The 14,188-nt window shown below is 63.2% G+C and carries 7 protein-coding genes and 1 pseudogene; 3 read left to right on the forward strand and 5 right to left on the reverse strand.

Annotated features, from left to right (window positions below; genetic code table 11):
- Positions 1 to 86: 86 nt before the first annotated feature.
- Positions 87 to 470: pseudogene (locus tag ACV1FX_RS09170) on the forward strand (flagellar type III secretion system pore protein FliP); the annotation flags it as partial.
- Between the two features lie 179 nt (positions 471 to 649).
- On the opposite strand, the gene ACV1FX_RS09175 reads toward ACV1FX_RS09170, so the two are convergent.
- Together ACV1FX_RS09175 and ACV1FX_RS09180 are read right to left on the reverse strand one after the other, a co-directional pair.
- Positions 650 to 886: a hypothetical protein gene (locus tag ACV1FX_RS09175; RefSeq protein ID WP_473117228.1), complete on the reverse strand. Its 237-nt coding sequence runs from the start codon at positions 884 to 886 to the stop codon at positions 650 to 652.
- A 105-nt stretch (positions 887 to 991) separates the two neighbouring features.
- Positions 992 to 4,750 carry a tetratricopeptide repeat protein gene (locus ACV1FX_RS09180; protein WP_473117229.1) on the reverse strand — a complete coding sequence of 1,253 codons (3,759 nt, stop codon included), beginning with the start codon at positions 4,748 to 4,750 and terminating at the stop codon, positions 992 to 994.
- A gap of 224 nt (positions 4,751 to 4,974) precedes the next feature.
- Between ACV1FX_RS09180 and ACV1FX_RS09185 the strand changes: the two genes are divergently transcribed.
- Complete coding sequence (locus ACV1FX_RS09185) at positions 4,975 to 7,770, forward strand: UPF0182 family membrane protein (protein WP_473117230.1); 2,796 nt, start codon at positions 4,975 to 4,977, stop codon at positions 7,768 to 7,770.
- A gap of 75 nt (positions 7,771 to 7,845) precedes the next feature.
- Here ACV1FX_RS09185 and ACV1FX_RS09190 read toward each other — a convergent pair whose 3' ends face one another.
- The 3 genes from ACV1FX_RS09190 to ACV1FX_RS09200 all read right to left on the reverse strand — a co-directional run bounded on the left by ACV1FX_RS09190 (position 7,846) and on the right by ACV1FX_RS09200 (position 10,445).
- Positions 7,846 to 8,295 (reverse strand): hypothetical protein, encoded by a 450-nt coding sequence (locus ACV1FX_RS09190; protein ID WP_473117231.1) that lies wholly within the window; start codon positions 8,293 to 8,295, stop codon positions 7,846 to 7,848.
- A 587-nt stretch (positions 8,296 to 8,882) separates the two neighbouring features.
- Complete coding sequence (locus tag ACV1FX_RS09195) at positions 8,883 to 9,782, reverse strand: tetratricopeptide repeat protein (protein ID WP_473117232.1); 900 nt, start codon at positions 9,780 to 9,782, stop codon at positions 8,883 to 8,885.
- Between the two features lie 9 nt (positions 9,783 to 9,791).
- Complete coding sequence (locus ACV1FX_RS09200) at positions 9,792 to 10,445, reverse strand: FecR family protein (RefSeq protein WP_473117233.1); 654 nt, start codon at positions 10,443 to 10,445, stop codon at positions 9,792 to 9,794.
- A 452-nt stretch (positions 10,446 to 10,897) separates the two neighbouring features.
- Between ACV1FX_RS09200 and ACV1FX_RS09205 the strand changes: the two genes are divergently transcribed.
- Entirely contained in the window at positions 10,898 to 14,089 is a 3,192-nt protein-coding gene (locus tag ACV1FX_RS09205; RefSeq protein ID WP_473117234.1) for a VCBS domain-containing protein, read from the forward strand.
- Positions 14,090 to 14,188 lie beyond the last annotated feature (99 nt).

Here is a 14,188-nt window from a genome sequence, read left to right on the forward strand (position 1 = left end):
CCCCCCCCCCCCCCCCCCCCCCCCCCCCCCCCCCCCCCCCCCCCCCCCCCTTTTTGTCGGCAGCGTCAGATGTGTATAAGAGACAGAACCAGATCGGCGTCGAGGATGCGCTGCAACGCGCCTCGGTTCCCCTGCGCGGCTTCATGCAGAAGAACGTGCGCGAGAAGGATCTGAAACTCTTCATGGACCTCTCCGGCGAGCCGCCGCCGGCAACCCCCGACGAGCTCGCACTCCGCATCCTGATCCCCTCGTTCATGATCTCGGAGCTGAAGCGCGCCTTCGAGATCGGCTTCCTCCTGTTCCTGCCCTTCCTGATCATCGACTTGGTCGTCGCCTCCGTTCTGATGTCGATGGGCATGATGATGCTGCCGCCGGCCGTGGTGTCGCTGCCGTTCAAGCTGATCTTCTTCGTACTGGTGGACGGCTGGTCGCTGGTCGCGGGAAGTCTGGTGCAGAGTTACGGGGGATAGCTCCCGCAAGGGGCGCACTCCTTCGCCCGTCACTGCGAGGAGCGAAGCGACGAAGCAATCCAGACTGTCACCCGCGGAAAGATTCTGGATTGCTTCGCTGCGCTCGCAATGACGGAGTGGGAGGCGAGGTCGCGGGCCGCGCTTCGCGCGGAAGGGGGACACTCGCGATGGCGAGTCCCCTACCCCTTCACGTCATACTGCTTGCTGAGGTGATCGCCGATCTGCACGAGCATGGCGACGCATTCGGGGTAGCCGGGCTTGTCGATGGTGGACTGGTCGGATTCGTCGCGGAACTCCCAGCTATTGCCATCGCGGAGAACGATGATCTTCATGCCGTCCGAACAATCGGCATGGACCTTCAATTCGGCTTTCGCCATGGCGATCAGTTCGGCTTCGGTCTTGACCGGCTTGCTCATGTCCACGCTTCTCCCGGTATCGGCGCATGACTGGACCCGCCCCTTGGATCTCAAATTGCCGCCTTGGCAGGCGGCTGTCGAGAGGCCGAAAGCATAGCAGAAGAGCTAGCGCGTGATCTTGATCTGCCTCACGGGCGGGATCGCGGGCAGCGAGCCGGTGTGATCGGTCTCGTCCTTGGCCTGCGGCGGCATGGGCCCGCGGGCGGTGGCGTCGGGGAAGCGTTGCTTCATCTCGCGCAGGAAGCCGTCGAGCGTGTCGACGCTGGCAGCGAGCTTCGCGATGTCGGCGAATTCGGCGCTGGAGGCCGCCGCCGGCTTGCTCGCAACGTCGAAGGCAAGCCGATCGGAGCTCTCGCTCATCAAGGGCGCGTATTTCTCGCGGAAGCGCGACAGCCCGATCGCGTCGTCGGCGAGCGCGTAACCGACGGCGGCGCGGATCACGTCGCTCTTCTCGACCGCGTTGAGCGGCTTGAAATCGCGAAAACGCTCGCCGTAGTAGAGTTCGATCTGCTCGGCGGATTCACGCCATCGCCGCGCCGCCCAGAAGATGTCGGAGCGCAGGCGAACGGCCTCGCGGCCCGCGACGTTGGACACGATGTCGAGCGCGAGATCGTGCCGGCCGACATCGCTCTGCGCGCGCGCCTCCAGCAGCAGGCGCTGCTGGCGCAATTCACCGGAGAGATCGCTGATGCGGCTCGCGCGCAGCGCCGAAATGGCCATGTCGGGCTTGCGGTTGGCGAGATAGACCATGGCAAGGCGGGCAGCGACCTGCGCGCGCGCCGCGCCTTCCAGGCGATGGTCGACCTGGTATTGCAGGAGCTCGGCGGCCTGGTCCAGCAGGTCGATCGACGCCAGCCGATCGGCAAGCTTGCGGATCAGCTCGTCGCCGCGACGGCCGATCGGCGTCAGTTCGCGGAACTCGTAAAACATTCCGAGCGCCTCGATCGGCGGAAGATCGTCGCCCTTGGAGCTCAGGAAGATCTGCGCGAACAGCTCCTGCGCAAGGTCCTGCGCCTGGCGCGAGGCGTCCGCATTCGGCTGCAGCTTGGTCGCGGTGCGCGCCGCGGCGAGCGCATCCCGGTAGCGGCCCATGTCGGCATACATCCGCGCCAGCATTTGGAGCGTCTTCACCTCGACGGCATCGCCGCGCCAGGTCATCGCGAGCGTCTCGAGCTCCCGCAGCGCGTCCTCCTTGGTGATCTCGCCGCGCTTCTGCCGCAGCGCGACCTCGAGCTGCTTGGCCTCGGCGGCGGCTGGCCGATCGTCCGAGCCGACCGCGAACTTGTAGTCGTCGAGCGCGTCCTTGTCGTGACCGAGCGCTTCGGCGAGCCGGCCGCGCAGCACCGCGAAGGACGGCGCCATGTCCGGCGGCACGCCGACGACCTCGAGCTCGCTGCGCCGCTTGGAAGCGCCGGCATAGTCCTTCACCTCGAGCGAGGCCCGCATCGCATCCATCGTCACGATGCGCTGGACGTCGAGCGGCAGCGAGGCGATGGCGAACTCGACATTCTTGAATTTCTCACGCGCATCGGCCCACTTCCCTTGCCGTGCGTAGGCCAGCGCCTTCCAAAGCTGCGAATCGTGGCTGTTTCCGATCACGGGATTGGCGAGATCCTTCAACCCCTGCCCCGGCCGCCCGATCAGGATGCTCGATATCGCATGCATGATCAGCGCCGAAGATTCCTCCTTGTTGAGGGGATCGGCCAGCATGACGTCGGTCATTGCCTTGGCCTCGTGATACATGCCGCGCGACATGTAGAAGTGCGCGAGGTCGAGCCGCGGGATGGAGCGCTGCGCCGGCTCGACCGCCGCGATCGCGCCAACCAGCGCGCTCTGCCGGTTCATGAACAGCTCGGACTGTCCCTTGCGCCATTCCTCGATGTTGAAGACCGGCCGCACCGCGGTCGGCGCACGCTCGGCGGAGACGTCGACCGGCGACAGCGTCAGCCCGCCCTTCTTGCCCAGGATCACCTTGTCGGAGCCGACCTCGACGCCGACCTCGTCGGAGTTCGGACGAATGGCGATGCCGTGGGCGGATTCGAGCAGCGAGAGATCGACCAGGTCCTGCCGCTTGATGAAGCCGCGGACCGGCCGCGGCGCGGTGACGACGTAGAGCGTGTCGCCGGCGTCGGGATCAGTCAGCTTGTGCAGCATGCCCGGATTGGTGAAGGGGATGGCGATATTGGCGAGCGCTGGGTCGGTGATGTTGCGCATCATCATCAGCGGCAGCGGCGTTGCCTGGATCTTGTCGGCGAGCGTCAGGAGCCAATTGGTCTCCTTGCCGTTCTCCTCGGTCGACAGTGAGTAGACCAGCGGCCGGTTGAGGCGGATGCGGATGGCCTGGCCCTTGTCGAGCGGCGTGCGGCTGACCTCGCCGATCATCGCGCCGCCCTTGGCGCGGATCGGCTCGACGTCGATGGCTTTCTGCGTATCGAACAGCAGCCAGACGGTGTCGCCGCGGCGGAATGCGGCGGCGGGGGTTGCGACCGAGAGCGGGAACAGCACGCGCAGGCCGTCGCTGTCGCGGCGGGCATCGACGCTCGGCGCAGCGTCCTGCGCGACGGCCGGAGCCGGCGCCTCGACTGGTGCGGCTTTCGCCATATCCTTCGGCGCGTCCTTGACCGGCTCCTTCGCGGCCTCCTTCATCGGCTCCTTCGGCGCTTCGACGGCCACCGGTTTTGGCATGGCAACAGCGGGCGCTGCGACCTCTGCCGCCGGCGGCGCAGGTTTCGGCGCCTCGGCCGGATGCGCAGCGTCGGCAGCGACGGACTCGGGTGCGGCCTGCACCGGCGCGGGCGTCGGCGCTTCGGAAGCTGGCGGTGCGCTCGCGGCCTCAGGCTTCACCTCGATCCGGGCCTCCCGCGCGATGGTCTCGGAAGTCGGTGGCGTGGCCTCGCGCGGCATCTCCTTCTTTTCGGCCGCCGCGTGCGGTCCCTGCGCCGCGGCCGGCTTTGCTGGCGCCAGGACCTGCTCGGCCGTCGACGCAGCCTTGTTCTTGTCCGGCTGGAAGGCGACATCGACGACATAGTTCTTGTCGTCACGGAAGGAGTGCACGTCGGCCTCGCCGATCAGCGCGATCTCGACATTGGTCTGGTCGATGTCGGCCTTCTGCTTGATCGAGGCGACGTTCGGCGGGGCTGCCACGACCGCGTCGGCGAGATCGAAGTTGAGGTTGGCGTTGAAGGCGAGCGTCAGCTTCTGCTCGTTGAGCACCGAAGAGACGGCGACGCCATCGGGCATCTCGAAGACGAAACGCACGAAGGTCGGCTGCACCGAGGCGCGAACGCGGATCGGCGGGCGCTTCTTGGTCTCGGCAGCCGCGCGTTGGGCACGTAGCGCCCGCTCGGCGGCGCGCGCACGGTCGGCGAGTTCCTTCACGACGTCCAAAGGCAGGCTCGGCGAGGGGCCCTTCCAGCCCTCAGGCAAGAGGTCGATGAACGTTCGCTCGCCGGCATTCATGGTGCTGACCGTGACGCGGCGCGCCAGCGACAGCCGGATCGCCCCGCCGTCGGGATCCCGCCGTGCGGAGTTGACGTAGTCGGGTGCACCTTCCGGGATGCGGTCGACCGGTACATCGACCGGGCGCTCGAAGCGGATGATCAGGATCGAGCCGGCGGTCGTCACCTCGGAGGCAACGTCCTCGCCGAGCTTGATGACGAGGCGGGCAAAGCCGCCGCCGGCCGAAAACGTCGCCTCACCCCGCACCGGTTCGGCGCGCGCGGACGATACCAGTCCGATCAGCAGGCAGATGGCCAGCGTGGGAACGCAACCGGCATAGCGGCGCGCGCCCAGCGCCGAGGTCAGTACCAAGGCGCGGGCTCGCGACCAAAACCCAGCGGCAGCCTGTCGCGCCAATGGCGGCATTTCATCCGGTCCGACGATCCATGCCGGCAATGGGGCCGGCCCGTGCCATCGACTGTAAGGTTTCGCCAATTAAGGACTTGTTAATGCTGTCGGATTGATTTGACCTGCCCGCGCTGCGCCGCACCACTGTTCCGGAAAACAGCCTCCGGCCCGCGGGCGGTTCGCGGCATCGGTCGCCCGCCCACGAAGCGCCGCCCCGGCTGCCGTTCTGCTATAATACGGACATGACGATCGGGATCGCCGGACCCGGCCAGAAGGCGCCGCGGCGCAGTGCTGCGGCAGGGCTCATTGTCGCGGCCATCGCCACCGTCATTGGCCTGATCCTGCTCGCTCTCGTGAGCGACATCCTGGTCGACTGGATGTGGTTCGCCTCGGTCGGCTACACGCAAGTGTTCTGGACCACGATCGGCGCCAAAACCGCCGGCTTCCTCGCCGTGTTCGCAATGACGGCCACCGTCTTGTGGGTGAACGCGCGAATTGCGCTTGGTCTTGCCGGGCGGCGACCCAGGTTGCCTGCGGCCTTTGTCCCAACATTTGGGGCTGCCGCGGCTCAGCCTGATCCGCTCGAATTCCTGCGCGAACGACTGCCGTGGCGCGGCGTGATTGCCGCCAGCAGCGGCCTCTTGGCCTTGCTTGTCGCCTGGGGCGAAGTCGGCAACTGGAGCACGCTGCTCCGGTTCATCTATCAGGTGCCATACGGCAGCAATGATCCCCTCTATGGCAAGGATATCGGTTTCTACCTCTTCTCCCTGCCCGCGTTGGTCGCAGTCAAGAACTGGGCAATGCTGACGCTCGTCATGAGCGCACTGCTCGCTGGATTTGTCTATTGGGTGCATGGCGACATCGAGGACAGAGCCCAGCGCATGTCGCCGGCGGCAATCTCCCACGGTTCGGCTCTGCTCGGCTTTTTCTTCGGCCTCAAGGCGTGGTCCTACGGCCTCGACCGTTACCACCTGCTGTTCGGCGACAACGGCGTGGTGGTCGGCGCAGGCTATACCGACGTCAACGTCGAATTGCCGGTCCTATGGATCCTGATCGCGCTGTCGGTCGTCGCCGCCTTGGCGGCCTGGGCGAACCTGTGGGTCCGCACCTATCGCCTTCCCACCGCCGCGATTGCGTTGCTGTTCGGCGCCGCTTTCCTGCTATCGGGCATCATCCCCGCAGCCTTTCAGCGCTTCTACGTCAGGCCAAACGAGCTTGACTGGGAGCGTCCCTACATCGAACGCAACATCACGCTGACCCGCGAGGCCTACAATCTCAACCGGATCTCACCGAAGCCGTTTCCCGCGGAGCAGACCCTTACCTTCAGCACGCTCGAGGCCAACAAGGCCACGATCGAGAACATAAGGCTGTGGGATTGGCAGCCCCTGGCCGATACCTACGCGCAGTTGCAGGAGATCCGCACCTACTACAAGCTGCGCAATCTCGATGTCGATCGCTACTGGCTCGGCGGCACCTATCAGAGCGTGATGCTCTCGGCGCGCGAGCTGAATTCCGAGCTTCTGCCGCCCAACGCGCAGACCTGGGTCAACCGCCACATCCTGTTCACCCATGGCAATGGCGCCGTCATGAGTCCGGTCACGCAGAAGAGCGGCGAAGGGCTTCCGCTCCTCTACCTGCACGATGTTCCTCCGGTTGCGCAGGGAGGTCCCGACATTCGCGAGCCGCGCATCTATTACGGGCAGCAGACCGAGGACTACGTCATCGTCAAGGCGACCGTGCCGGAATTCGACTATCCCAAGGGAAAGGACAACGTCTACGCGGCCTATGACGGGGCCGGCGGCGTGCCGCTGTCGAGCATGGTACGGCGACTGATCTTCGCCCACTATTTCAACGACGTGAACCTGTTTCTTTCAGATTACATCAGCGACGGCAGCCGGATCATGATCCGGCGCAACATTCGGGAGCGGGTCGACGCGATTGCCCCGTTCCTCACTCTGGATCGCGACCCCTATCTCGTCGTCAGCGAAGGCCGGCTGTTCTGGATACAGGACGCCTACACGACCAGCGAATATTTTCCCTATGCGCAGCGCGCGTCCAGCCTCAATAGTCTCAACTACATCAGAAATTCGGTGAAGGTGGTCATCGATGCCTATAACGGCACTGTCGACTTCTATCTGATGGACCAGGCCGATGCGATCGCTGCGACCTATCGTCGAATCTTCCCGGCCCTCTTCAAGCCGTTCGCGACAATGCCTCCCGATCTGCAAAGGCACATTCGCTATCCCGAGGACCTCTTCCTGATCCAGGCTCGGCTTTTCCAGACCTATCACATGGAATCTGCCGATGTTTTCTACAACCGCGAGGACCTCTGGCAATTCCCGCGCCAGCCGGCCGGCGACGGCGTCTCTTCAATGGACGGCACGACCGCGATGGCGCCCTACTACATCATCATGCGGTTGCCCGGCGAAGCCCAGGCCGAGTTCTTTCTGATGATCCCGATGGTGCCGAGCCGGCGCGACAACATGATCGCGTGGCTTGCTGCGCGCTGCGACGAGCCCGGCTATGGCAAGCTGATCGTGTACGAATTTCCCAAGGAGAAGCTCGTCTACGGACCGTTCCAGATCGAGGCGCGCATTCATCAGAATACGGAAATCTCCCAGCAGATATCGCTGTGGAACCAGATGGGATCGCGGGTGATCAGGGGAAACCTGCTCGTGATTCCGATCGAGAACTCGATCCTCTATGTCTCGCCGCTGTATCTGCGGGCCGAGCAAGGGCATTTGCCGGAGCTGAAACGGGTGATTGCCGCCTATGGCGAGCACGTCGTCATGAAGGAAACGCTTGAAGATGCTTTGTCGGCGCTGTTCGTGAACAGCGGGGGGGCAAAGGCAGCGCCGGGTGCGAGCACGGAATCGCCCGGCGATGGGGCCGCGGCAGCGCGCGCACAAGAGGCGCTCGCTCATTACGGTCAGGCCATGGAGAAGTTGAAATCCGGCGATTGGGCAGGCTTCGGCAAGGAGATCGAGGCGATGCGCAGCCTGCTCGAAGACATCCGCCGGCAACCGGGCGGTCCGTGAAGGACCAGGCCCAGTGAAGTCCACCCTTCACCTCGGTTGCCGCGAACGAAGCAGTCCTCTCCGCAGCCAGTATTCTTAGGGCGGGAGGAATGCCGCGGTCTCTGCTCCTGACGGCCGCACGAACAGAAAGCGGGAGCGTACGGATATTTGTGCGTCGGCCCTGCCGTCCTGGCCGATGAGAATCAGTCCTGCCCCACCATTGGCCACTGTCAGAATGACCGGCTCGCCCATCCTCGTGGTGATCGGCTCCATTCCAATGATGAGAAATTCGCCAACCGGCTGATCAAAATATTGCAGCCTCAGTTGTGGTGCCACCTCTGCTGCCGCGAGCGCAAAACCGAGCTGCTGAGCACGGGCATAGATATCTCCCAGCGACGCCGTGTCCGCCTTGAAACCGAGCTCGGCTGCAGAGACTGCGAAGAGATCCGCGTTCGTTTTCGTGACGCTGAGGAAAAAGGCAGGACTGGCGAGCACGTCTCCTGCCAGATTTCCAACGCTACACCCGACCGCATCGAGGGCGCCCATGAGGCTGAGTCTATCTACGAATGTACCAATCGCGATCGCCCTCCATACCTGGACGTCAGCGGCGGCGCGAATTGGAATACGCGGCACGCCAGATATGGGAGCGCTCTTGAGCCGGAGCTGACTTTGCAGGACGTCTCGCGCTGAACACTGGGCTCTTGCTTCATGCGCTCCCAGCACGGCGTGTGCGAGACAAAACATCACGACGAGGAGAGCACCGCTACGGTGCCATCCTATCGGACTGTGCAACGTGGCTTGGCAACGGACTTCCTGGCCAGCGGTGCGGCCCACAGCAATGTCTCTTGAACAGAACCGGACGATGACTTCCGTATGGTGGGGTCACCAGTCGCGACCCACGGCCTGCTGAAAATAAGAGCCCGCCTCCCGAGTGTTGGGAAGAACGGAAAATCTAAAGAGCTGGAGGCGGGCCTTAAGGGAATGCCTACTCCAAAGTGGCAGGCGTAGTCCGTAAGCCTGCGCCTGTCACGTCGTCACGCAGGTGAAATCTAAGCACCATCGACCTTGCCTGAATACAGGATTTTAATACCTCGATATTCGCACTCGATGTTCGTGCATGCAGACCCGAGCATCTACGGAAGGCCATAGTGCGCGAAATCGTCTGCGATTCCAGGCTGAATCGTCGTTGCGGCCGAGAGATCAGCATCACCCCCTGCCTTGTCGCCTTGCTTGAGTCTAGCAAGCCCGCGACCATAGAGCGCACTCGCCAGCTTCGGCTCGAGCCGCAGCGCCGCACTATAGTCATCGATGGCCGCGGCGAGTTGGCCCATCTTCAACTGGAGCAGTGCACGCGAGTCGTAGGTTGCGGCATTGCTCGATCCCGATTGAAGCGCCTTGTTGCAGTCTTCGAGCGCGGCCTGCAGGGCGCCCAGCATGGTTCGCGCCCAACAGCGTCCGCTCCAGGCGCCCGTCATCTCCGGCCGCACACGGATGGCGTCATCGAAATCCTGCACCGCACGATCGTACGCGTTCTTTCGCAGGTTGGCCTCCGCACGGTTCGCGAAGGCCTCGCCGTAGTTGGGATTGAGCTTGATGGCCTCATCCAGAGACCCGATCGCGAGGTCGTATTCGCCTTTCCTCAGTTGGGCCACGCCGCGATTGTTGAAGGCCTTGGTGTAGGCCGGATTGAGCTCGATCGACTGATTGAAATCGTGGATGGCGCGGTCATAGTCCCCCGCTTCGGCATAAGCACTGCCACGATTGTTATAGGCAATGGCCAGGGCCTTCGTCGCACCTCCGTGCGCGTCGATGAACGCGGTGCAACCATCAATTCGCGCTTCGCGCGGTGTCTGAGCGACGCCGTTGCACAGCTCGATCGTCTTGAGATAGTCCCCCTGCTCCTTCGGCGCCTGCGCCGTCGCCGGCAGCTCGAGCAATAGCAGAATGAGACCGGACGCCATGCCACCGGTGATAATTCCTATCGCACTCGGCTTCATATCGGGATTCCCGATCGCGGATAGGGAAATTTCCATCCGTGGCTTCTAGCACCGTCGGCAAATATTCAAGTTGAGCTTGCGCTCGGCCTTCTGCTCGGATGGCCCGGTGGATGCACCGGATTTCTTTGTCGTCTTGCTCTTGCCCTCCTCGATGAGGGTCGAGAATTTCGCCGACCCGTTGTCGGAGATCTCGACATGGGGCGTGGTGCCTCGGATGCCCATCGTGGCGACCGGCGTGTCGATCTTCATGTCACCGGTTTTGGCGACTTTGCCGGCGACGAAGGTGAAGGTCCCCTTGGCGAGGCTGAAGAAGGTCGAATTGGACTTTCCGTTTGGATCGTAGACGTACTCGTCCAGGGTCATGTGCGCGTTGCTCGACAGATTGAAGGAGCTGCCATCGGTAAAGTTGATGCCAACCCGACCGTCAGCTCCCGTCCGCACCACGTCCGCGAGATAGACGAGATCGCCGACTTTCGCCTGATCGGCTTGGGCGGGCAGGTTGGCCTGAACAACGACCGCATTCGCATGCTCGATCGTGACGGAGCCCGTGGCTGTTACGACCTTCCCAATCGGCTTCGATGAAAAGTTCTGAAGAACGGGCTTGGCGGAATCAACTTGGGCACGCGCGGCATCGGGCAAAAAGCCGGCGAGCGTCAGAACGAAAGCGGCCACCAATCCAAATAGCGAATGTGCACGCATGACCTCCCCTTTCGTCGAGAAGATCTTCGCCTCCAAGCCCTCCTCCGATTTTTCCGAATTCGAAGGTAGGGCAGAGGATACTATAATTTAATTGTTGTTAAATCCACCCCATCGTCCTATTTTTGTCTTGCAGATCCGGAATGCCGCGAAATTGCACTACCTCTTATTTGGAAAAGCAGATCGCTTCGATGGAAGGGGCCGGATTATCAGCGAGACGAAAGCGGTTCACGGCGGTCTCGCGCTGACGCGTCTCTTTCTTGAATCGACTTGGGTCATCTCGATCGGGATTCAGCGGGCAAGCCTCGGGCTGCCGGCGCCATGATTTATTGACCACGTGGCGAGGGCAGACCAGAGCGAAAGAAAAAGCACTGCGCTGAGCCTGAGTTCGTCGGCTGGCGAGGTCGGAGACTATGTTAGTTGCGTACGGCGTTGAGGCCGGAGACGTGACCTCCATGGTCCCGCCTTCGAAGATGATCGGCACCGTTCGCACCGCGATCGGCTGCGGCATTCTCAGGCGTGTGAGCGGTGTCGCCACCGAAGTCATGGTTGGCGATTCACTCTACCCCGGTGACGTGATCGAGACCGGCGCCGACGGGCAGATCGGCATCCGCTTCATTGACGACACCATTTTCCAGCTCTCCAGCGACGCTCGCATGGAGCTCAGCGAGTTCGTCTACGATCTCGACGGCACCACGCCATCGGCCCTGTTCACGATATCCAGGGGCAAGTTTGCTTTCGTTGCCGGCCGGTCGGCTCAGAGCGGTGCCTTGACGCTCGACACACCTGTCGGGAGCATCCGCGGCCGGTTCCATATGGGCGGGTTCGGAGTGCTGACGCTCGGAGCATTGATGCTCTCGATGTTGAGGGGTGCCGAGGCCGCAGACGCGAACATCACGTTCCTGGACAATGACAGCATCACCTACAAGGACCTCGTGCACGGCGCGTTCGAGCTCGTGACCAAGGAGGCGATCCCTCGGCACATCATCGTCGAGGATCCCGGCGAGACGGTCGTACTCAACAAGGTCGGGTCTTCAGTCAGCGTCAACCAGGTCATCAACACTGCGGCTCGCATGGAGGAGCTCCAGGCGGCGGAACATGATGTGTGGGCCAATCTCTCGGGGGAGGCCGGGCCAAAAGGCTCCGGCACCACTCCCTTTCCGGAGACACTGCCACTGGAGCCGATCAATTTCATAGAGTCTGATGGCCCCGCGCAGCTACATTCGCTTCCCATCGTGCTGCCCAGCACCGTCGTCGTTCCCGACATTCCTCTCGTCCATCCGCCGCCGACGTTCAACATTCAGTCGGGACCTGTCGAGCTCGATACGGTGGTGTTTGACACCTTCACTGCAACCAGCGGCACGTTCAGCGCCAGCAGCAGCAGCGGCGCGCCACTGGTTTTCGGCATCAGCGGCGGCACCAGCGGCGATACGGTCCTGGGTGGAGTGACGTACGACGTGTCGAAAGGCAGCGCCTATGGCACGCTTTATGTGAACAGCGCCAGCGGCGCCTATACCTTCATACCGAACAGTGACGCGATCAACGCGCTGACGGCGCCCACAACGGACGATTTCGTCATCACGGTGTCGGACGGCAACCTCTCCACCGCCCAGACCTTCACAATCAGCATCGATGGCGTCAACGACGCCGCGATCATTTCCGGCGTCACGACCGGTTCGTCGGTCGAAGCGGGCGGCGTTGCCAACACGACGCCCGGCCCAACGAGCACGACCGGCACGCTGACCGACAAGGACGTCGACAATACGCCCAACACCTTCACGGCCGTGAGTTCGCCAAAGTCCAGCACGGGCGGCTACGGCACGTTCACGATGACGGCATCGGGCGTCTGGACCTACACGGTCGACAACGCCAACAGCAAGGTGCAGGCGCTCAATGTCGGCGACACCCTGACTGACACATTCACCGTGACGACCATCGACGGTACGCCGCAGGTGGTGACGATCACCATCCACGGCGCCAATGATGCCGCGATCGTCTCCGGGGACACGACCGGATCCGTGACCGAGGCGGCCGGCTGCAAGCCGGGAATTCCAACCGCGACAGGCACGCTGACCGACACCGACGTCGATAATACGCCCAACACCTTCGCGCCGATCAGCTCGCCCGAAGCGGGCGACTACGGCACCTTCACGATGACGGCATCGGGCGTCTGGACCTACACGCTCGACAACAGCAAGTGCGCGGTGCAGGCGCTCAATGTCGGCGATACGTTGACCGACAAGTTCACGGTGACCACGATCGACGGCACGCCCCAGGTGGTGACGGTCACCATCCATGGCGCCAACGACCCCGCCATCATCTGCGGCAAGACAACCGGATGCGTGATCGAGGCGGCCGGCTGCAAGCCGGGAGTGCCGACTGCGACCGGTACGCTGACCGACTGGGATGTCGACAATCCATCCAACACGTTCACCGCGGTGTGCCTACCCAAGGCCAGCGCGGGTGGCTACGGCACGTACACGATGACGGCATCGGGCGTCTGGACCTACACGCTAGACAACAGCAACAGCACGGTGCAGGCGCTCAATGTCTGCGACAAGCTCACCGACACCTTCACGGTGACCACGATCGACGGCACGCCGCAGGTGGTGACGATCACCATCCAGGGCGCCAACGATCCCGCCATCATCTGCGGTACCAAGACGGGCTCGGTGACCGAGCCCGTCTGCAAGACGCCGGAGCCACCGACGGCCACCGGCACACTCACCGACACCGATGTCGATAATCCTTCCAACATGTTCACGGCGGTTTGCGCGCCAAAGTGGAGCACGCACGGCTACGGCACCTTCACGATGACGGCCGCGGGCGTCTGGACCTATGCGCTCGACGAGGACAACTGCGCGGTCCAGGCGCTGAGAGCGTGCGACACGCTGACCGATACCTTCACCGTGACCACGATCGACGGCACTCCGCAGGTTGTGACGATCACCATCCACGGCGCAGGCTTCCACGACCTCGGCGGCCCGGCCACGGCAGCGCAAACGGATCCGCCGCCAACCGAGGGGACATCGAAACAAGACGACACAATGGGCGGAAGCGAGGCCAGCCAGACGCTTCATCCGGTAGCCAGTCCAGATTCAACGAACGAGGTCAGCCAAGCCGCCGTCGTGGTCGCCAGCAGTTCCAGCAGCCCGACGACAACCGGCACCAGCGGGGACGACATCGGCCAGGCTGACCCGACGCCTGAGACGATCAGCGGACCTAGTGCCAGCAATCTCGCCAACAGCGACCATTTTGTTTTTTCGTTCGCGGCCGATCTGGTCTTTGGCGCAAGAAGCGAGCTCGGTATCGCGGCCATTCAGTCCGCCGCGGATCATTCCGAATTGTCCGATCCCGCCCCATCGCCCCCGGACTTACATTCTTTCACAGTGCTCGGCGCTGAAGAGGCCTTTCGCTTCAAGCACGACGTTACCGGAGCCAAGGGCTCGGACGCCATTGCGCCCGCGGAACTGCCACTGGTCCATTCATCGGTCGATCAGGCTGCAAACACCGCACACCCGGCGGCTCCTGCAGTCCAGGCGGTTGAACCGTTTGTGCTTGGGCGGGATTTCGCTGACTCGCCCAATCCGGTCTCCGTTCACGAGCCAAGCGTCCAGTCCGCCTTTCACCACGAGTTGCTGGTCTGAAGAATTTCGACCAGAAGGCTACTGCGGCTCGGGTTCCAGCCGAAACAAAATTTGATCGCTGGGCTGAGGAAAACGTGAATATTCCCCAAAACTGACTTG

It is taken from the genome of Bradyrhizobium ingae (assembly GCF_055791185.1).

What these genes read in the sequence shown, in the direction of transcription:
- ACV1FX_RS09175 (WP_473117228.1), bottom strand. Translation starts at nt 886, where the DNA reads ATGAGCAAGCCGGTCAAGACCGAAGCCGAACTGATCGCCATGGCGAAA.
- ACV1FX_RS09180 (WP_473117229.1), bottom strand. Translation starts at nt 4,750, where the DNA reads ATGCCGCCATTGGCGCGACAGGCTGCCGCTGGGTTTTGGTCGCGAGCC.
- ACV1FX_RS09185 (WP_473117230.1), top strand. Translation starts at nt 4,975, where the DNA reads ATGACGATCGGGATCGCCGGACCCGGCCAGAAGGCGCCGCGGCGCAGT.
- ACV1FX_RS09190 (WP_473117231.1), bottom strand. Translation starts at nt 8,295, where the DNA reads ATGGGCGCCCTCGATGCGGTCGGGTGTAGCGTTGGAAATCTGGCAGGA.
- ACV1FX_RS09195 (WP_473117232.1), bottom strand. Translation starts at nt 9,782, where the DNA reads ATGGAAATTTCCCTATCCGCGATCGGGAATCCCGATATGAAGCCGAGT.
- ACV1FX_RS09200 (WP_473117233.1), bottom strand. Translation starts at nt 10,445, where the DNA reads ATGCGTGCACATTCGCTATTTGGATTGGTGGCCGCTTTCGTTCTGACG.
- ACV1FX_RS09205 (WP_473117234.1), top strand. Translation starts at nt 10,898, where the DNA reads ATGGTCCCGCCTTCGAAGATGATCGGCACCGTTCGCACCGCGATCGGC.